Here is a 19821-nt window from a genome sequence, read left to right on the forward strand (position 1 = left end):
ATCGGGGATGCCCCGGGTCGAACGCGGCCCTGTCCCCGATTCGGGTCAGGGCCGCCACCCCTGGAAGGTAGGGACTCCGCAGGTCACGCACATCGGTCGATCGGCACGGTCCGTCCCCTACTTTCGTCGGGGTCGGGCCGGTGAACCTCTCCCGATGACACCATCGATCCAAGCCTTTCGCGGCGGCGAAATCAGGAGTGGAGGTAGGCGATTTCCAGGTAGGGCTAGCCCTACCGTCACGGTGGGCGGCACCCCACCCTGACTTTCGTCAGGTGCCGTACTCGACCTCCGTCGGTCCCCGCCGCGGCCACCGGGAGATAACGTCGGCAGGTGTGAGGTATCTGCGTCAGCTCCGCCGCGAGAGCCCCCGCCAGGTGGTCTATGACCTGCTGCTCTGGGCGGGGCTGTGCGTGATCATCGCCGCGATGGGAGCCGACCCCTTCCTCGATCCCGCGCGGTTCGCCATGGTGACCCTGCCGCGCTGGGGCCTTGCCACGGTGGCCGTGCTGGTGGGCCGCCGCTGGCCGCTGGCCGCGCTGATCCTGCTGCTGCCGCTCGGGCCGTGGCGGTTCGCCGAGGGGTTCGCGACGGTGGACCTGACGTGGCTGCTGCCCCGGCGCGACGTCAAGATCCTGCCGCTGCTGCCGACCACGCCGTTCGTCATGTGGTACGCCTACCTGACCGGCCGGCGGCTGGCCCGCACGACGCCGGCGCTGGCGGCCTTCTGCCTGATCACGCTCGTCGGCGTGGCCGTGGTGCTGTGGATGGGCGGCGACCTCGCCTGGTGGGTGTCGATGGTCACCGCGCTGCTCGGCACGTACGTGGTGCCGTACCTGCTGGGCGTGCTGCGCAGGAGGCTGCTGCATCAGGCGCGGCAGGCCAGGCTGTCGGTCGAGGCGCAGGCCAGGCTGCGGGAGCGGGCGCGCATCGCGCGCGACATGCACGACTCGCTCGGCCACGACCTCGCGCTGATCGCGGTCAGGGCGGCGGGGCTGGAGCTGGCGCACGGGCTGGCGCCCGCCCAGGTCAAGGCGGTCGGCGAGCTGCGCGAGGCGGCCTCCGAGGCCACCGAGCGGCTGCGGCAGATCATCGGGATTCTGCGTGACGACGCCGACGCCGCGCCGCTGACGCCCCTGGACAGGCCCGCGGAACCCGCGCCGGGGGAGTCGGTGCCCGAGCTGGTGCACAGGGCCGCGGTCTCCGGCATGGCGATCAGGCTCGACCTGGCGGGCGGCCCGATGCCCGCCCTGGCCGGTCCGGTGGTGCAGGAAGGTCTCACGAACGCGGCCAAGCACGCGCCGGGCGCCGAGGTCGTGGTGTCGGTCTCGCCGCACCGCGTACGCGTGCGCAACGGGCCGCCGCGCACGCGGCCCACGGCCCGCAGGGGCGGTCTGGGACTGGCGAGCCTGCGCGAGCGGGTCCGGCTGGCCGGCGGCACGCTGACCGCGCGCCCCCTCGACGGCGGCTTCGAGCTCGACGTGACCCTCCCCCATGAGAGGGAGGAGGATCCCTGCCGCTCGGGAGGAGCGCGGGAGCCCGTCGCGACACCCTCGGAGCATGACTGACGCACGACCCGGCATCGGCCGTGTCACCGCCGCGATCGTGGCGGTCGCCGCCATGCTGCCCTATCTCACGCTGAAGCTGTTCTGGCTGGCCGGACACTACGTCGGCGTCGGCGACCCCGCCCTGATGGGCGACCCGGCGATGATCGGGCTGAACGCGATGACGTTCGGCATGAACGCCGTCGGCCTGCTGCCGGCGCTGGCCTTCACCATGCGCTGGGGCATGCGCCTGCCGGCCTGGCTGGTGCTGCTGCCGCTGTGGGTCGGCTCCGGCCTGCTGTCGGTGGTGGTCGTCAGCGCGCCGGTCGTGCTGGCCGCATCCGGGCTGGAGGCGCTGAGCGGAGGTCCCATCGAGCCGTGGGTCTACGCGATGGTGTACGGCGGCTTCGTCGGCCAGGGCGTGGGCCTGCTGGCCGCGTTCGTGCTCTACGCCAGGGACCGCTGGCCTGCGGTCTTCACCACCCGGCTCTCGCTCGCCTTCCCCAGCCCTTCCGCGCCGCTGCAGCGGGTGATCGCCTGGGGCGCTTTTCCAGTGGCCGTGGCGCTCGGCCTGATCATGCTGGTGGGGGTGATCGGGGCGGATCCGTACCTCGCGGTGCAGGATCTGCTGCGCGGCGCGCTGGCGATCGCGGCGGCGTTCGCGCTGGTCGAGCTCGTGCGCAGGAGGGGTGACGGCCCGTTCTGGCGTCCGCTGGCGCTGCTCTGGCTGGGCTCGGCCGTGCTGTTCTCCTGGGGCCTGTACGCGATGGTGCTCAGCGCGGCGGGCGGGCCGGTCAGCGCGGGGGAGGGCGGCCTGGAGCGGTTCGTGGCGCTGTTCGGCATGCTGACCGGGCTGGTGATGGGGATGTGCGGGGCGTTCCTCCTGACCGAACGCTCGGCAGCGCGGTCAGGTGTGCACGACGTGGAGGCGCTGCAGCAGCCGCTTGAAGGCGATGACCGAGAACGCGATCGCCGTACCGCTGATCAGGGCCACCGCTGACGTGCGCAGCAGCATGAACCCGGCCAATGTGCCCGCGAGCGACTCGTAGACCGCGAGCGCGATGCTGAGCGTGGAGTTCATCAGCAGCACGAACGCCCACAGCAGGGTGATCCGGGCGAAGAACCGGCGTACCCGCTCGTGCTTGAGCACCGCCGACGGCAGGTGGATGTAGTCGAGCGTGAGCTTCTGCACGAGCGGCCGGTTGAGCCGCACCGAGGCGAGGAAGGCGAAGCTGATGCAGATCGTGCCCATCTCGGGCTGGATGAAGAACCACATCCAGGTACCGGTCCAGAACGCCACGGCCGCGCGTACGGTGATCGCGAACGCGGCGAGGTACATCGTCGCGGGCACCTTCACCCGCCTGATCAGCCGCCAGATCACACCCAGGTAGACCCACGCGACGGTCAGGGCGAGCGCCCACTTGAAACCGAGGACCACCATGGCCAGGTAGAACACGGCCAGCGGCGCCACGACCGCCTCGAGCAGCTTGGGAGCCGCCTGCCTGGCGAGCGCGGTGAGGCGTGGAAGAGTGACCTGATGATGGTTCAAGGCTGCTCCGCAGATAGGCCGACGATCAGCGTCTACCCGGGCTTCCAGGGACCAGGCTTTCCCGATGGACCGCTCGCTGTCACCAGAGCGTCATCGCCGCCGTCCCGGAAACACGCCGGTGGCTTACCGTACCTGAGGGCCGGTGGTGTGACGGCCTCTTTGACCTGTTCGATCTGTCTCCACGAAACCGGCAGAGCCTTGACCGCGGCTTTCAGCCGAGTGACGCCGTGGCGAGCTTCGCGCCGAATCCCAGGAAGACCACGCCGACGCCCGAGGTCAGGCCCGCCCCGAGCCGCCTGCGGCGGCGGAACTGCGTGGCGAGGAACGTGCCGCCGAAGATCAGCGCGGTCAGGTAGAGGAAGCTGAAGAGCTGGATGACCGCGCCGAGGATGACGAACGTCAGCGCCGGGTTGGGGTAGCCGGGGTCGACGAACTGCACGAAGAACGAGACGAAGAACAGGATCGCCTTCGGGTTGAGCAGGCTGATCGTCAGCGCCTTGCGGAACGGGCGGGGCTCCGACCTGGACGGCGCCGCCGTCACGGGCTCCTCCGACACCTCGGGGGCGGCCCGCCACGACTTCCACGCGCCGCGGATCATCTGCAGGCCGATCCAGGCGAGGTAGAGGGCGCCCGCGTACTTGACGATGGTGAACAGCACCGGGTTGGAGCGCAGCAGCGAGGCCGCTCCGGCCGCGCTGAGGAACATCAGCACCGTGTCGCCTACGAAGACCCCGCACGCCGCCCGGTAGCCCTGCCGCACGCCGTGCGCGGCGGCGTGGGTGAGCACGAAGAGCGAGTTGGGCCCCGGCAACAGGATGATCAGGAAGGCGCCGATGGCGTAGGCCCAGAAATCGGTGATGCCGAAGAACATGCCGCTTGCTCCAGGGGACGAACCGATGACATCACACGATATCCGGAGATCGATGACTTTCCCGCTCCGGTCCCCCTCTGTACGGGCGGCTCCTCCGCCGTGCGGGGCATCTGTCCCGTGCGGCAAAGGTCGTGTTTGGGTCTTGTAAGCGCGGTGTGTCAAAGCTACTATCGCGGCAATCCTTAGGAAAGTTTCCTAAAAGTAATCCCGATCCGAACCAGTCCTGACAACCGCAGCAAGGTCTCGCGCAGACACCCCCGAAAGGCCCGCGCACACCTCCGCGGGCCGTGCCGTACGGCTTGCGTTCTCACCCCCCTGCGCAAGCCGTACGGCACGCGACACCCCCCCGAAGGAAAGACCCGTGAGATTACGCGCGATCCTCCTGGCACTCGCCACCGCCGCCGCACTCACCCTCCACGCCTCGCCGGCCCAGGCCGCCTCCGCCACCGCGACGTTCGTCAAGGTGTCCGACTGGGGCTCCGGCTTCGAAGGCAAGGTGACCGTCACCAACGGCACCACCACCGCCCTGCCCACCTGGAACGTGCAGTTCGACCTGCCGTCCGGCTACAGCATCCCGTCCGCCTGGGACGCCGTCATGGCCAGGAACGGGCAGCACTACACCTTCACCCCGCCGAGCTGGGCCGGCCCGCTCGCACCCGGGGCCAGCGTGAGCTTCGGCTTCAACGGCAGCCCCGGCGGCCTGCCCGGCGTCACCGGCTGCACGCTCAACGGCGCCCCCTGCGAAGGCGACGACACCCCGCAGCCCGGCGTCCCCGGCGCGCCGGGAACGGTCACCGCCACCGCCACCGACACCTCCATCACCCTGACCTGGGGCGCCTCCAGCGGCACCGTCACCGGCTACCGCGTCTACGAAGGCGGCACGGTCAAGGCCACGGTCACCGGCACCACGGCCACCATCGGCGGGCTCGCCGCCTGCCGGACGCACACCTACACCGTCAAGGCGTACAACGATCAAGGCGAGTCGGCGGGACGCGACGTCACCGCCACCACCACCGGCTGCACCGGAAGCCCGAACGACCTGCCCAAGCACTTCCTCACCGGCTACTGGCACAACTTCGTCAACCCGGCCGTCGAGCTCAGGCTCTCGGCCGTGCCCGACGAGTACGACCTGATCGCCGTCGCGTTCGGCGAGGCCACCGCGAGCCCCGGCGAGGTCACCTTCGCCGTGGACGGCGAGCTGGCCACGGCGCTCGGCGGCTACACCGACGCCCAGTTCAAGGCCGACGTCCAGGCCCTGAAACAGCGCGGCAAGAAGGTGATCCTCTCGGTCGGCGGCGAGGCCGGCCGGGTGCAGGTGGCCGACGCCGCCGCGGCGACCCGCTTCGCCGACTCGGTGTACGCGCTCATGCAGAGCTACGGCTTCGACGGCGTGGACATCGACCTGGAGAACGGCCTCAACGCCACCTACATGGCCCAGGCCCTCAGGTCGCTGCGCGCCAAGGCGGGCGACGGCCTCATCATCACCATGGCCCCGCAGACCATCGACATGCAGACGACCGGGATGGAGTACTTCAAGCTCGCCCTGTCGATCAAGGACATCCTCACCGTCGTCCACACGCAGTACTACAACTCCGGCAGCATGCTCGGCTGCGACCAGGCCCAGGCGTACGCGCAGGGCTCGGTGAACTTCATCACCGCCCTGGCCTGCATCCAGCTCGAGAACGGCCTGCGCCCCGACCAGGTGGCGCTGGGCCTGCCCGCCGGTCCCGGCGCGGCCGGCGGCGGCGTCGTCGCGCCCTCCGTCGTCAACCAGGCACTCGACTGCCTGGCCAAGCGCACCAGTTGCGGATCGTTCGTGCCGCCGCGCGCCTACCCGGACATCCGGGGCGCGATGACCTGGTCCATCAACTGGGACGCGAGCAACAACTGGTCGTTCTCCAAGACCGTCAAGCCTCACCTCCAGGGGATGCCATGAGAATTCGCAGCAGAGTCATCGCTTTAGCGACCGGCGTGGCACTCGCGCTGACCGGCGCGGGGCTCGCGGCTCCCGCACAGGCCACCGTTCAGCAGGTCAGGCAGCTCGCCGCCGAGTGGGCGCCGTACACCTCGTACGCGGTCGGCGCGGTCGTCACCTACCAGGGCGTCGACTACGTGTGCCTGCAGGCCCACACCTCGCTGCCCGGCTGGGAGCCGCCGAACGTGCCCGCACTGTGGCAGCGCGGCTCGGGCGGCGGCAACGACACCACGCCCCCGTCGGCGCCCGGCAACCTCCGTACGACCGGCGTCACCTCCAGCAGCGTCTCCCTGGCCTGGAACGCCTCCACCGACAACGTGGGCGTCACCGGCTACAACGTCTACCGCGGCGGCACCCTGGTCACCACCGTGACCGGCACGTCGTACACCGACACCGGCCGCGCCCCGAGCACCAGCTACACCTACACCGTCCGCGCCCGCGACGCCGCGGGCAACCTGTCCGGCGCCAGCAACTCCGTCACCGCGACCACCTCCGCGGGCGACGGCAACCCCGGGCCCAACCCGACGAAGATGGCCGGAGCCCCCTACCTCTACATGGGCTGGGGCAACCCGCCGAACCCCGGCACGGTGATGGACGCGACCGGCGTCAAGGGGTTCACGATGGCGTTCATCCTGTCCAGTGGCGGCTGCACCCCGGCGTGGGACGGCAACAGGCCGCTGACCGGCGGCCCCGACCAGCAGGCGATCAACACGATCAAGTCGAAGGGCGGCCAGGTCCAGATCTCCTTCGGCGGCTGGCAGGGCAACAAGCTCGGCCCCAACTGCTCGTCACCGCAGGCGTACGCGAACGCGGTGCAGCAGGTCATCAACGCCGTCGGCCCCGACGTCGTGGACTTCGACATCGAGAACACCGACGAGTTCGCCGACTACACCGTCCAGGACCGCATCCTGAACGCCCTCAAGATCGTCAAGCAGAACAACCCGAACATCAAGATCGTCGTCACCTTCGGCACCGAGCGGACCGGCCCGAACAACCACGGCGTCCGCCTCATCAACCAGGCCAAGGCGCTCAACGTGCCGATCGACAACTTCACGATCATGCCGTTCGACTTCGGCAGCTCCAACATCTACCAGGACACCGTCAACGCCGCCGAGGGCCTGAAGAACGTGCTCAAGAACGCCTACGGCTGGACCGACGCGCAGGCCTACGCCCACATGGGCATCTCCGGCATGAACGGCCTGTCCGACCAGCAGGAGCTGACCACCCCCGCCACCTGGACCCAGATCCGCGACTGGGCCAACTCCAAGGGCCTGACCAGGATGGCGTACTGGGCGGTCAACCGCGACCGCGGCTGCCCCGGCGGCGGCGTGGTCTCGAACTGCAGCGGCATCGCGCAGGCCGACTGGGAGTTCACCAGGATCACCGCCGGCTTCTGAGTCACCGACCGGCCCGCCCCTTCGCACAGGGGCGGGCCCCAGTGAGGCCACCCGTGAGGACAGCATGAGATCCCGAGCACCGGCGGTCCTCCTCGCCGCCGCACTCACCGCGTTCACAGCACGTCCCGCCGTCCCGGCACATGCCGCCGACATCGCCGTCAACCCCGGCTTCGAGTCCGGCCTGACCGGCTGGACCTGCTCGCACGCCGAGACCGTCACCTCACCCGTGCACGGCGGCACCCAAGCCCTGCGCGCCACCCCGCAGGGCGACGACCTGGCCCGTTGCGAGCAGACCATCACCGTCCAGCCGGACACCGCCTACCGGCTCTCGGCCTGGGTGCATGGCTCGTACGTCTTCCTCGGCGCCACCGGCGACGGCGTCGACGCCAGCACCTGGGCCTCGCCCGGCGCGGCCTGGACGCAGCTCACCACCTCCTTCACCACCGGCCCCGCCACCACATCGGTGACCGTGCACCTCAACGGCTGGTACGGCCAGGGCCCCTACCTCGCCGACGACGTCGAGCTCGACGGCCCCGGCGGCGGCGACCCCCAGGAGGACACCCAGCCGCCCACCGTCCCGGGGAACGTCACCGTCGGCCGCGCCACCGCGAGCAGCCTCGACGTGAGCTGGTCCGCCTCGTCCGACGACACCGGCGTGGCCAGGTACGAGGTGTCCAGGGACGGCGACGCCCCCACCGCCGTCACCGGCACCAGGTTCACCGCGACCGGCCTGGCCCCGCGGACCTCGTACGCCTTCCGCGTGCGCGCCTGCGACGCCGCGGGCAACTGCTCCCCATACTCCGGCCCGGTCACCGGCACCACGACCGACGCCGGCGGAGGCGGGAGCGAACTGCCCGAGCGGGTCATGGTCGGCTACCTGCACGCCTCGTTCGCCAACGGCTCCGGCTACATCCGCATGAGCGACGTACCCGACGAGTGGGACGTCATCCAGCTCGCCTTCGGCGAGCCCACCTCCGTCACCTCGGGCGACATCCGCTTCAACCGCTGCCCCGCCTCCGAATGCCCGGGCGTCGAACCGGAGCCGGAGTTCATCGCCGCCATCAAGGCCAAGCAGGCCCAGGGCAAGAAGGTGCTGCTCTCGATCGGCGGCCAGAACGGCCAGGTCCAGCTCACCACCACGGCCGCCCGCGACGCGTTCGTCGGCTCCGTCTCCGCCATCATCGACACGTACGGGCTCGACGGCCTCGACATCGACTTCGAAGGCCACTCCCTCTACCTGAACCCGGGCGACACCGACCTCGGCCACCCGACCACCCCGGTCATCGTCAACCTCATCTCCGCGCTCAAGACCCTCAAGAGCCGCTACGGCGACGACTTCATGCTCACCATGGCGCCGGAGACGTTCTTCGTCCAGCTCGGCCACCAGTTCTACGGCCCGGGACCGAACGGCACGGCCGACAACAGGAGCGGGGCCTACCTGCCCGTCATCCACGCCCTGCGCGACGACCTCACCCTGCTCCACGTGCAGGACTACAACTCAGGACCGATCATGGGCCTCGACGGCCAGTACCACACGATGGGCGGGCACGACTTCCACATCGCCATGACGGACATGCTGCTGGCCGGCTTCCCCATCGCGGGCGACCCCGCCAACGTGTTCCCGCCGCTGCGCCAGGACCAGGTGGCCATCGGCCTGCCCGCCTCACCGAACGCGGGCAACGGGTTCACCACCGTCTCCGAGGTGCACAAGGCCTTCGACTGCCTGGCCAAAGGCAGCGGCTGCGGGTCGTACCGGCCGCGCGGCGTCTACCCGGACCTGCGCGGGCTCATGGCCTGGTCGATCAACTGGGACGCCTTCAACGGAAAGGAGTTCTCCCGCGAGCACCGCGCCTACCTCGACGCACTCACCTGACCTCAGGTGACCCTGACGAGCTGCGTCGGCTTGAGCGGGATGCCGAGGCCGGGCGGCCGGTAGGTGGGCAGCGCCTCGCCGTACTCGTGCATCCAGGCGTGGTCCACCATCAGCCGCATCCGGCCCGGCCGCGGCCGCTCGCCCGGCTCCGTCCTCGCCGGGCGGCCGGCCAGCCTGGTCACGGCCTCGGCCAGCAGCTCAGGGTCCGGCGGCGTCAGATCGCAGTGGTCGTCGGGCCCGATCAGCAGGTCCACGTCCGGCGGCAGCGGGTAGATCGGCCGCGGCAGCGCCAGCACCAGCGGCGGCGGCGCCATCGGCCATCCGCACTCCACCGCCTCCAGCAGCACCGACCGCGACGTCCTGCGCGCGAACAGTCCCTCGGCCAGCGCCCAGCTCAGCGCCCCGACATCGGCGCGGTCCTCGCCGCACGCGTGCAGGCACAGGTACGGCACCAGCGGGATGCCCGCGCCGCCCGCCTGCGCCCACCCGCCGCCGCATCCGGTCAGCACCAGCAGCGCCAGCATCGCCCGGTACGCGGTGTCCGCATGCGGCGTCTCCAGCCGGCCCGGCACGATCACGCACCGGCCGCCGGTCTTCTCCGCCGTCACCCCCAGCTCCCGCGCCGTCTTCAACGCCCGCGACGCCGCCACCCCCGTGTACGCCTCCTGCCACGCCGGCGTGTACGGCTCCGCCCGGTCCTCGTACCCGCCCGGCCACACACCCGGCAGCCCGGGACGCGGCACCCCGTACACCGCGAGCAGCAGGTCGAACACCGTCGTCACCGGCTCGCCACCGTCACGCAGCACCGGCACGCCGCGCCGCAGCACCCCCGTGCCGTCGTCGAAGCGCGGCAGCAGCACCTCGGCCGCCTGCCCGCCGTACACGGTCAGCCGGTCGCACACCTCGCCCGTCAGCCCGCCCGGCACGTACGCGCCCTCCCGCTCCCGCAGCCGCACCAGCGACGGCAGGTCCGTACGCTCCATCGCGTGCCCGGCGAACGGCGAGCGGTCCAGGTAGAACTCCTTGAGCAGCACATGCCCCATGGCCATCGCCAGCGCGCCGTCCGTGCCCGGCCGCACCACCAGCGTCTCGTCCGACAGCCGGGTCGGGTGTGTGCCGATCGCCACCACCTTCTGCCCCTTGTACCGCCCGGCGATCACCCACGGCGTGTCCGCCGTACGCGCCATCCGGTTGTTCTCGCCCCACAGCAGCACGTACGCCTGCCGCGCCCAGTCGTCGGCGCCGGGACCGGCGAACCAGGGCCCCAGTACCTGCTCGGGCGCGCACGGATGCTCGGTCAGCACCGCGCCCCCCATCGCGCCCACCAGCCGCGACAGCGGCGAGGTCGCAAGGGCCGCCACCCGCTCGGCCCCGTGCCTGGCCGCCGTGTCCACGATCGCGGCGGCGGCCATCTCCGCCGCCGTGGCGTCGTCCAGCGGCACCCGCCGCTCACCCCGGGCGCGGTGGTAGAGCTGAGAGTTTCCTGTGAGTTTCGCCCAGGCCGCGACCGGGTCGCGCACCCCGTCCCGTACCTCGAAATAGAGCCTGACCAGTGCCTGGTTGACCTGCGATCCCCCCATGGAAAAAGTTCAACACAGAGAGTGACGGCGTATGCGGATACGTGTCGGCATGTCGGGGATAAGAATCGGCAGCGCTCGCCCATGCCGAGTGGCAGCACGTCCCGGCATGCGGCAGGCTAGACCGCGCCATGGATTACGCAGCTCTCACGGGGATCGTCCTCGCCGCCGGTGTCATCCTCGCTCTCGTCGCGCAGTGGCGAGGCTGGCGCCCGCCGCTCTGGGTCTCGCTCACGGTCGGCATCGCCGTGCGCGTGCTCATCATGTACGTCGCGGCCATCGGCACATGGCAGCCGATCGACTTCGTCAACAGCTTCAAGCCCGCGGGCGAGGCCGTCCTGCGCGGCGAGGACCCGGTGCTGGCCAGCAACGGCGGCTGGCACTTCCTGCCGACCATCCCCTACGTCTACGGCATCCTGCTGTGGCTCGGCATCCCGTGGGAGTACGCCGGCCGCCTGGTCACCGTGGTCGCCGACATCGTGCTCATCCCGCTGGTCGGCAAGCTCGCCGGCGGCCCCAAGGCGTCGCTGCGCGCCTTCCAGTACGCGCTCAACCCGCTCGCCCTGCTCGTCGCCTCCGTGCACGGCCAGGTCGAGCCGGTCGCGCTGGTGTTCGGCGTGGCCGCGTTCGTGGTGGCGCGCGGCCCCGGCGACCCCGACAGGCCCGGCATGGTCACCGACGTCGTCGCCAGGGTGCGGCAGGGCATCAGCGCCTACGGCGTGCGCGGCTCCATCCCGCGCGTGATCGGCCGCGGCGGCATGCTGCACCGTCCGCTGATCCCCGGCCCCGACGACCGCGCCCACCTGCGCCGGGGTGCGCTGGCCGGCCTGCTCATGGGTCTCGCGCTGTGTGCCAAGAGCTGGCCCATCTGGCTGATCCCCGGCATGCTGCTGCTCCTGCCCAACCTGCGCGCCCGCGTCATGGGGCTGTTCACCACCGGGCTCGTGCCGGTCTTCTTCCTGGTGACGCTGCCGATCTTCGCCGGCACGTCGCTCAGCCAGATCCCGGCCGTCATCGACACCATCCGCGACATCCGGCCCATCGTCGGCGAATGGGGCTGGACGCCGTGGTTCACCGGCGGAAGCTGGGACCTGCGGCCCGAGCTGGCCTCGTTCGGCACCAACCTGATCTACGTCAGCGTCCTGGTCGTCATCCTGCTGTGGCGGCGGGCCGACCCGATCGACATGACCACGGCCATCCTGCTCATCTTCATGGTCATGACGCCCCGGCTCGGTGCCCAGTACCTGCTGTGGTTCATGCCGTTCCTGGTCGCCAGGCCCACCAGGTTCGCCTGGGCGGCCATCCTGACCACGTCGTTCTGGTCGGCCTACGGCTACCTCTACATGACCCAGTTCGATGCGCAGACCTGGTGGCTGCTGCACACGTACTGGTCGCGGGCCTCGATCGTGATGCTGCCGATCCTGCTGCTGGCGATGCCCTGGGGCCGCCGCGTCGCGAAGGTCCCAGGGCTCGCCCGCCCTCTTAAGGGCGGCACTAAGGTCGGCTCGCCGGCGTCTCCGGCGTCGCCGGCCGCCTCATAGGCACAGCCGCCGCCACAGCGTGACCCACTGGTCGGGGTGCACGTGGCCCACGACGGCGTCGCGGGCCACGCCGGCCGCCGCGAGCGCGGCGTCCACACCGGCGTAGTGCGGCTTCAGCGAGGCGCGCACCGAGCCGCCCACCCCGCCGAAACCCCGCTCCACCAGCTCCTGGTACGAGCGGCGGCCGGTGACCAGCGGCTGCGGCCTGCGCTCGATGCGCAGGATCGCCGAGTCCACCGACGGCACCGGGCGGAAGCTCTCCCTGCCGATCGTGTCGCCGAGCCGCCAGTCGAACCACGGCCACGACCGCACCGTGACCAGGCTCCAGCGGCCGTAGTCGCCGGTGCGCTTGCGCGCGTACTCCCGCTGGGTGAGCAGCGTCGCCGAGGTCAGTCCGGGCGCACGCAGGCACCAGTCCACGATCCGCGACGTCGCCGAGTACGGGATGTTCCCCACGACCGCGAACGGCTCGCCAGGCGGCCGCGCCCGCGCGAAGTCGCCCCTCACCACCTGGATGCGCGCATCGTCGCGGGTCCGCGCCGCCAGCGCACCGGCCAGCCTCGGGTCCAGCTCGTAGCCGATCACCCGCGCGCCCGCCGCGGCCAGCGCGAACGTCAGCACCCCCGTCCCCGGGCCCGGCTCAAGCACCAGCCCCTCGGGCGCGGCGGCCTTGACCACCAGGTGCACGGCATGCCGGTCGACGAGGAAGTTCTGCGACAGCGTGCGCCGCGCCCGATCGACGGGCGTGCGACCGCCACCGGCGTTCCTGATCTTCTTCTGAGTGTGTGAATGATTCCCGTGCGCGAAGTTCTGCGCCACAGCACTGCCCTTTCCTGGGCCTCGAGATGAACAGGTCTCTCGAACGGCCCCGGGCGCGCCTGCGGACGCTCAGCCTCTCGTCGTCAGCTCATCGCATCCGCTAGCGGGCCAGAGGCCGGCTGTGGCGGATGCGGATGAACACCGGGCAGCAGCACATGCTCGACATGGCGGCCACTGTAGGAGGCGGCGCTCCGGGCGGGCAAAGCATTTATTGCGTCGCGCGCGACGATCAGATCGGACAATCTGGAGACATGCAGGCGACGATCACGGTCACCCCGGCACAGCTCCCCGAGCTGCTGCTGCACGTCGCCGTGGTCCGTCCCGTCTTCCTCTGGGGCGCGCCCGGCATCGGTAAGAGCTCCCTGGTACGCGAGTTCGCCGATTCGCTCGGCCTCGACTGTGTGACGCTGCTCGGCACCCAGCTCGCCCCCGAAGACCTCATCGGCGTGCCCGAGCTGGTCGGCGGGCGCAGCAGGTTCGCCCCGCCCGAGACGATCGCCAGGCCCGAGCCCTACTGCCTGTTCCTCGACGAGCTCAACGCCGCCTCTCCCGAGGTGCAGAAGGCGTTCTACTCGCTGATCCTCGACCGCCGCATCGGCACGTACGAGCTGCCCGCCGGCTCCGTCGTGATCGGCGCGGGCAATCGCGCCACCGACAACGCACTGGCCAGGCCCATGGCCTCCGCGCTGATCAACCGGCTGGTCCACGTCCACCTGCGGGCCTCCTCCGACGACTGGCTGAAGTGGGCCGCCGCCAACGGCATCCACCCGTGGATCATCGACTACCTCACCCAGCGGCCCGACCACCTGTGGAGCCCGCCGCCGAAGACCGAGGAGCCGTTCTCCTCGCCGCGCGCCTGGCACATGCTGTCCGACGTGCTGCTCTCGTACGGCGACGACATCTCCGACGAGACCCTCGGCGTGCTCGCCTTCGGCACCCTCAGCAACGCCCACGCCTCCGCCTTCCGCGCCTACGTCAAGACCGTGCGGCACGCCTACGACCTCGAAGCCGTGCTCAAGGGCGACGCGCCGTGGCCGCGCCGGCCGGAGGAACGCGACCTGCTGTACTTCCTCGCCGAGGCGTTCCGCGCCCGCCTGATCAAAGAGCTGCCCGCCGACAAGCGCGGCGCCTCGAGCCGGGGCCGCGACCTCGGCTTCCGCGCCAAGACGCTGCTGGTCGAGCTGGCCGAGATCTCCCTGGAGTGCGCCCAGCTCGTCATCGCCAACGACGCCGACGGCACGCCCGTGCTGCCCACCTGGTTCCTCGTCGAGGTCGGCAGGGACGTGCCCCGCCTGATGGCCGCCCGCTCATGAGCCGGCGCAAGGCCAAGGCCGACCCCTGGCGCGCCGAGGCGCTCAAGGGCTGGGAGACCGTCACCAGGCTGCCGCTGTTCCGCGTCTTCTCCAGCCGCCTGTACGAAGACGGCGACCTGGGCGCCGACACCTGGGCGTACGTCAACGCCCGCGGCCACGTGCACTTCCACGCCAAACGCCGCGCCCCCGCCGAGGAATGGGCGTGGGTGTTCGCCCACCTCCTGCTCCACCTCGGCTTCGGCCACGCCGACCCGCGCTCGTGCGCGCCGAAGGACATCGACGACGACCTGCCCGGCCCGGCGTACCACGCGGCCTGCTGCCTGGCCGTCGAGCGCTTCCTGCGCACCCTCAAGATCGGCCGCTGCCCCGCGCCGTTGCCCGCCGAGCTGCCACCGCACGACGAGGTGGCGCTGTCGGAGCTGTGGCGGCGCACCAGCGTGCCCGACGCCTACCGCCCCCTGGGCGCGCCCGACTTCCGCATCGGCACCGCCGAGCTGGCCGACCTCCTCGACTTCCAGCGCTCGTTCGCCATCGGCATCGCCGACGCCGCCACGGCCGCGCTGGATGCGGCGGGCGAGCCGCGCACCCCCGCGCAAGGCCACGTGAAAGGGCCGTGGGATGCGGCGCTGCGCTGGTTCGTGTCGTCGTACCCGCTGCTCGGCGCGCTGGCCGCGGGCATGACGATCGTCTCCGACGCCGACCTCGCCCGCGACCGGGACATCTCGATCGCCGCCGTCAGCGCCGAGGCGGGGGAGATCTACATCAACCCGCTCAGCAAGCAGACCGAGCAGGGCTGGCGCTTCGTGCTGGCACACGAGATGCTGCACGCCGCGCTCCGCCACGGCGAACGCGCCGGTATGCGCGACGCGTACCTGTGGAACGTCGCCTGCGACTACGTCATCAACGGCTGGCTGGTCGAGATGGGAGTCGGCGAGATGCCGGAAGGCCTGCTGTACGACCAGTCGCTCACCGGCATGTCCGCCGAGGCCGTCTACGACCGCATCGCCACCGACCTGCGCCGCCTCAGGAAGCTCGGCACGCTGCGCGGGCGCGGCCTCGGCGACGTGCTCGACCACCCGCCCCGCCGCCCCGCCGGCGGCTACGTCGATCTCGACGAGTACTACCGCAACGCCCTGACCACCGGCCTCGCCTACCACCAGTCCAGCGGCAGGGGCCTGCTGCCCGCCGGGCTCGAACAGGAGATCCGCGCCCTCGACCAGCCGCCGCTGCCGTGGGACGCCCGCCTCGCCCGCTGGTTCGACGAGCACTTCCAGCCCGAGGAGCGGCGCCGCACCTACGCCCGCGCCTCCCGCAGGCAGGCCGCCACCCCGCACATCCCGCGTCCCGGCCGGATCAGGCCAGAGGAGATCGTGCGCAAGACCACGTTCGGGGTGGTGCTCGACACCTCGGGCTCCATGGACGTCAAGCTGCTCGGCAAGGCACTCGGCGCCATCGCCTCCTACGCCGCGGCCCGCGACGTGCCCCGGGCTCGCGTGGTGTTCTGCGACGCGGCCGCCTACGACGCCGGCTACCTGCCCGTCGAGGAGATCGCCTCCAAGGTCAGGGTGCGCGGCCGGGGCGGCACCGTCCTGCAGCCCGGCGTCAGGCTGCTCGAACGCGCCGACGACTTCCCACCCGACGGGCCCATCCTGCTGATCACCGACGGGCAGTGCGACGTGCTGCGCATCCGGCGCGAGCACGCCTTCCTCATCCCGCAGGGCGCCTCACTGCCCTTCCGCCCGCGCGGGCCTGTCTTCCACCTCAAGTGACGCCGTGACAGACGACGGGCCGGCGCTTGACGGCCAGCACCTCCCAGCAGGGGACGGCGCGCAGGTGCGGCAGGCCGTCGCTCCACGCGGCCGATTGTCACAAGCGCACGGCCGGGCGGCCCCGTTAGCGTCGGAGGTCCACGACAGGAGGCCCTCATGGACGTACTCGACCGTGCCGAGCACTACCTGCTGCACCACGGACGCCTCATCGACAGGCTGCGCTTCCAGGCGCTCTTCCGAGGCGGCCCGCGCGAGCCGGTGCTGCACGCACTGCGCGCCTACCAGAACCCCGACGGCGGCTTCGGCCACGCGCTCGAACCCGACCTGCGCGGGGCGGCCAGCCAGCCGGAACCCGTCGAGGTGGCACTGTGGATCCTGGACGAGCTGGACGCCTTCGACTCGCCGATGGTGCCCGCCGCCTGCGACTACCTCGCCTCCGTGACCACGCCCGACGGCGGGGTGCCCTGGGTGCTGCCGACTGTCCGCGACGCGCCGCACGCCCCCTGGTGGCAGACGGACGACGACCCGCCCGGCGCCCTCGTGCCCACCGCGCCGATCGCGGGACTGCTGCACAAACACGGCATCACGCATCCGTGGCTGGACGGGGCCACCGCGTTCTGCTGGGCGCGGCTCGCCGACCTCAAAGAGCCCGGTCCGTACGACGCCATGGCCGTGCTGGCCTTCCTGAGCCACGTCCCCGACCGGGAACGCGCGCTTGCCGAGTTCGACCGGCTGCGCGACACCCTCCTCGGCACCGTCACCTACGACCTGTCCGCGCCCGGCCACGTCCACCACCCGCTCGACTTCGCGCCCCGCCCGTCGCCGCTGCCGCTCTTCCCCCAAGACCTGCTGGACGCCCACCTCGACGCGCTGCTCGCCGCCCAGTCAGAAGAAGGCGGCTGGGGGGCGAACTGGCCGATGTGGACGCCGCTGGTCGAGCATGAGTGGGGCGGTTACATCACCGTCCAGCGGCTCAGGACGCTGCAGGCGTACGGGAGGCTGGCCGATCTGCCGTAAGGCGATCTGTCGGAGGGGCGGCGTACGTTGGAGGCATGTACGCCGAACGGCCGCCGTCACCGGGCCTCGCGGGGCGCCTCGCCTGCGAGTGGCTCCGCACCAGCGACACGCTGGATGCCGCCGCCTCCGGCGCTCCGGCCTCTGGCCCCGTCGCCTGCGGCGTTTCGTCCTCTGACCTCGTCGTCTCCGACGTCTCCGACGTCTCCGACGCCTCCGACGCCTCCGACGCCTTCGCGCATGATGCCCTGGCTCTCGGCACTTCCGCTTCCTCCGGCGTTTCCTCCCCGGCCCGCGCGGCGGAGGGCGTTGGCTCGGCCGTCCTGGCACTTGCGGGCGGCGACGCGTGGCGAGAGGTGGGCGCGGCGGGCGGGGACGCGCGGCGAGGGGTGAGCGCGGCGGCGGTCGGTGACGCTCGGCAGGCGGTTGCGGCTGTCGCAGGCCGGTCAGTTCGGCAGGCGTCCCCCTCCCGAGAGGGCGAGCGCGTGGGCCGCGCGCAGTCCGGCGCACGGGCAGCAGGGGAAACAGGAGAACAGTCCCGTGCACAGGACGCCACGAGAGCCGCGGATCGGTTCGGCGCACAAGGCCCAGCCGGAGCAGGGGAGGGCACGGAAGCCGAGACCGTGCTCGTGGTGCCCGATGCCTGCGTCGATCTGATCTGGGGCGACGACGGGCCGTTCGTGGCGGGCCCTGACACCGGGCCCATACCGGCCACCATCGGGACGGGCGAGATCCTCATCGGGGTGCGGTTCAGGCCGGGCGCGGTCGGCGCGTTCTTCGGCGTACCGCTCGCCGACCTGCTCGACAGCCGCGTACCGCTGGCGGACCTGCCAGGCGGTCACGCCTTCATTCGCGAGCTGACCGACGGCCCCATCGACACCGCACAGGCGCGGCTGCAAGCCCTGCGTGCGGCCGTCCAGCGCCGCCTGCTCGATCCCGATTGCGGGCACGCAGGCCAGGATCTGGACCCGGCCGCTCCCGCCATCGCGGAAGGGCTGCGCCAGGGGAAGGCGGTCAGCGAGGTCGCCTGGTCGCTCGGCTTCAGCGAGCGCCAGCTACGCCGCCGCAGCGTGGCGGCGTTCGGCTATTCGCCCAAGACGCTCCAGCGCATCGTCCGCTTCCAGCACGCGCTCCGCCTGGCCCGCGCCGGCCTGCCGCTGGCCCAGGTCGCCGCCACGGCCGGCTACACCGACCAGGCCCACATGGCCAACGACGTGCGGCGGCTGAGCGGCGGACCGATGAGGGGCCTTCTTTAGGCCCTCACTTCTTCCCCGACACCGGCCGTTTTCCGGAAACGAGCCCCTGCACCCATGTCGCGCTCGGGTCGCTGTCGATCAGCAACGCCCGTGTCAGCAGGCTCAGCGGAATGGCGAGAATCGCACCGAGCGGCCCGAGCACGAAAGTCCACACGATCAGCGAGATGAACGTCATCGTCGTGGAAAGCCCAACGGCGTCGCCCAGGAATTTCGGCAGAATGAACGACTGCGTGACGACGTTGATGACGATGTACGCGCCGATGACCAGCAGCATCGTCCGCACCCCGCCGTCCAGCAGGGCGAGCATGGCCGGCGGCAGCAGACTGATCACGAAACCGATGTTGGGGATGTAATTGGCGATCAGCGCCAGCACGCCCCACAGCAGCGGCAGCGGCACGTCCAACAATGACAGTGCGATCATGTCGAGAATCGCGTTGATCAACCCGAAGACGGTGGAGACGATCAGATAACGCCGGGTCTTGTGCGCGAACGTGGCCAGCGCCGTCACCATGTGCGGCCGGTTTCCCTCGCCCGCGGTGAGCACTTTCGAGGTGACCGGAGCGTCGAGCGACATCGCCAGCAGCAGCACCACGATGAGGAAGAGCGCCGACAGCACGCCGATCAGGCTGCCGAGCAGGACCTGCACCAGCTCCAGCACCCTGCCGGGGTCGAACGCCTGCAACGCCCTGTTCAGCACGTCGGTCCCCACGCCGTGCTCCGAGGCCCAGCGCTGAGCGTCGGCCACGAGCTGCTGGAACTGGTCGGTGTACGCGGGCAGCAGGTAGGCGAGCTGGGTGGCCGAGATGGTGACGATGCCGACCATGGCGAGCAGTATCAGGACGACGATGGCGAAGGGCACGGCGACCTGGAGCCAGGTCGGGGCGTGCCGGCGGGCCAGCCAGCCGCGTACCGGGGAGACCGCGATGACGAGCACGAGCGCCAGCACCACGGGGCCGGCGATGGAGGAGACCTCGCGGATGCCGAAGAGCACGATCACCCCGGCGGCCAGGCCGACCAGGATGATCACCGCCCGGGGCACGGATTGATCAAGCACGCCCCGTACTTACCCGTGACGCAGGGGCGCACCGCCGATTTGACGGTTCCGGGAGGCGTACATAGAGTTCACCAGTCCCAAGGGAACGGCGGTGATCGCCGGACTCACTCGGGGACCACCTCCTAAGAGATCACCACTCCGGTGACACGTGCGCGTGCACTCGGAACGGCTGGTAACTTAGAGGGGTTGTCTCCGAAAGGGGACGCGGCTTAATTCTTGGCAAGTCGTTCGAGTCGGGTCAATTTGACAGGGCTCGGGGCGGCTGAAAAGAT

The 19821-nt window shown here is 71.0% G+C and carries 15 protein-coding genes; 10 read left to right on the forward strand and 5 right to left on the reverse strand.

Translation table 11 applies throughout. The features are described 5' to 3' along the window. The first annotated feature begins 332 nt into the window (after positions 1–332). Both AB0K67_RS38960 and AB0K67_RS38965 read left to right on the forward strand, forming a co-directional pair. The gene (locus AB0K67_RS38960) at positions 333–1565 is read left to right on the forward strand and encodes a histidine kinase (RefSeq protein WP_364070220.1); all 1233 of its coding nucleotides are present in this window, start codon (positions 333–335) and stop codon (positions 1563–1565) included. Further along, positions 1558–2541 (forward strand): hypothetical protein, encoded by a 984-nt coding sequence (locus tag AB0K67_RS38965; protein ID WP_364070222.1) that lies wholly within the window; start codon positions 1558–1560, stop codon positions 2539–2541. The genes AB0K67_RS38960 and AB0K67_RS38965 overlap by 8 nt, the downstream gene beginning before the upstream one ends. On the opposite strand, the gene AB0K67_RS38970 is transcribed toward AB0K67_RS38965, so the two are convergent. Together AB0K67_RS38970 and leuE are read right to left on the reverse strand one after the other, a co-directional pair. Then, positions 2449–3090 (reverse strand): VC0807 family protein, encoded by a 642-nt coding sequence (locus AB0K67_RS38970; protein WP_364070224.1) that lies wholly within the window; start codon positions 3088–3090, stop codon positions 2449–2451. The genes AB0K67_RS38965 and AB0K67_RS38970 overlap by 93 nt on opposite strands. Positions 3091–3301: 211 nt before the next feature. Then, positions 3302–3961, reverse strand: a complete 660-nt coding sequence (gene leuE / locus AB0K67_RS38975; protein WP_364070227.1) for a leucine efflux protein LeuE — start codon at positions 3959–3961, stop codon at positions 3302–3304. A 361-nt stretch (positions 3962–4322) separates the two neighbouring features. Between leuE and AB0K67_RS38980 the strand changes: the two genes are divergently transcribed. The 3 genes from AB0K67_RS38980 to AB0K67_RS38990 all read left to right on the forward strand — a co-directional run bounded on the left by AB0K67_RS38980 (position 4323) and on the right by AB0K67_RS38990 (position 9206). Then, positions 4323–5897 carry a cellulose binding domain-containing protein gene (locus AB0K67_RS38980; RefSeq protein WP_364070229.1) on the forward strand — a complete coding sequence of 525 codons (1575 nt, stop codon included), beginning with the start codon at positions 4323–4325 and terminating at the stop codon, positions 5895–5897. Further along, positions 5894–7333 (forward strand): carbohydrate-binding protein, encoded by a 1440-nt coding sequence (locus AB0K67_RS38985; protein ID WP_364070232.1) that lies wholly within the window; start codon positions 5894–5896, stop codon positions 7331–7333. The genes AB0K67_RS38980 and AB0K67_RS38985 overlap by 4 nt, the downstream gene beginning before the upstream one ends. Positions 7334–7397: 64 nt before the next feature. Next, the gene (locus tag AB0K67_RS38990; RefSeq protein ID WP_364070235.1) at positions 7398–9206 is read left to right on the forward strand and encodes a glycoside hydrolase family 18 protein; all 1809 of its coding nucleotides are present in this window, start codon (positions 7398–7400) and stop codon (positions 9204–9206) included. 2 nt (positions 9207–9208) lie between these two features. Here the strand turns inward: AB0K67_RS38990 and AB0K67_RS38995 are convergent, their stop codons facing one another. After that, a complete protein-coding gene (locus tag AB0K67_RS38995) occupies positions 9209–10786 on the reverse strand; it encodes a molybdopterin-dependent oxidoreductase (protein WP_364070238.1) in 1578 nt (525 codons plus the stop codon). Positions 10787–10914: 128 nt separating this feature from the next. Here AB0K67_RS38995 and AB0K67_RS39000 point away from each other — a divergent pair, with 128 nt between their 5' ends. Further along, positions 10915–12324 (forward strand): hypothetical protein, encoded by a 1410-nt coding sequence (locus tag AB0K67_RS39000; RefSeq protein WP_364070241.1) that lies wholly within the window; start codon positions 10915–10917, stop codon positions 12322–12324. On the opposite strand, the gene erm is transcribed toward AB0K67_RS39000, so the two are convergent. After that, a complete protein-coding gene (gene erm / locus AB0K67_RS39005; protein WP_364070244.1) occupies positions 12319–13143 on the reverse strand; it encodes an ErmE/ErmH/ErmO/ErmR family 23S rRNA (adenine(2058)-N(6))-methyltransferase in 825 nt (274 codons plus the stop codon). The genes AB0K67_RS39000 and erm overlap by 6 nt on opposite strands. Positions 13144–13394: 251 nt before the next feature. Between erm and AB0K67_RS39010 the strand changes: the two genes are divergently transcribed. From AB0K67_RS39010 to AB0K67_RS39025, 4 genes are all read left to right on the forward strand, one after another. Beyond that, positions 13395–14456: a MoxR family ATPase gene (locus AB0K67_RS39010; RefSeq protein WP_364070246.1), complete on the forward strand. Its 1062-nt coding sequence runs from the start codon at positions 13395–13397 to the stop codon at positions 14454–14456. Further along, the gene (locus AB0K67_RS39015) at positions 14453–16225 is read left to right on the forward strand and encodes a hypothetical protein (protein WP_364070249.1); all 1773 of its coding nucleotides are present in this window, start codon (positions 14453–14455) and stop codon (positions 16223–16225) included. The genes AB0K67_RS39010 and AB0K67_RS39015 overlap by 4 nt, the downstream gene beginning before the upstream one ends. Positions 16226–16381: 156 nt before the next feature. Continuing rightward, the gene (locus AB0K67_RS39020) at positions 16382–17242 is read left to right on the forward strand and encodes a hypothetical protein (protein WP_364070252.1); all 861 of its coding nucleotides are present in this window, start codon (positions 16382–16384) and stop codon (positions 17240–17242) included. 35 nt (positions 17243–17277) lie between these two features. After that, complete coding sequence (locus tag AB0K67_RS39025; protein ID WP_364070255.1) at positions 17278–18495, forward strand: helix-turn-helix domain-containing protein; 1218 nt, start codon at positions 17278–17280, stop codon at positions 18493–18495. A gap of 4 nt (positions 18496–18499) precedes the next feature. Here AB0K67_RS39025 and AB0K67_RS39030 read toward each other — a convergent pair whose 3' ends face one another. Then, entirely contained in the window at positions 18500–19549 is a 1050-nt protein-coding gene (locus AB0K67_RS39030) for an AI-2E family transporter (protein ID WP_364070258.1), read from the reverse strand. Positions 19550–19821 lie beyond the last annotated feature (272 nt).

Origin of the sequence: Nonomuraea sp. NPDC052634, from assembly GCF_040678535.1 — a bacterium.
GTDB lineage: Bacteria > Actinomycetota > Actinomycetes > Streptosporangiales > Streptosporangiaceae > Nonomuraea > Nonomuraea fastidiosa.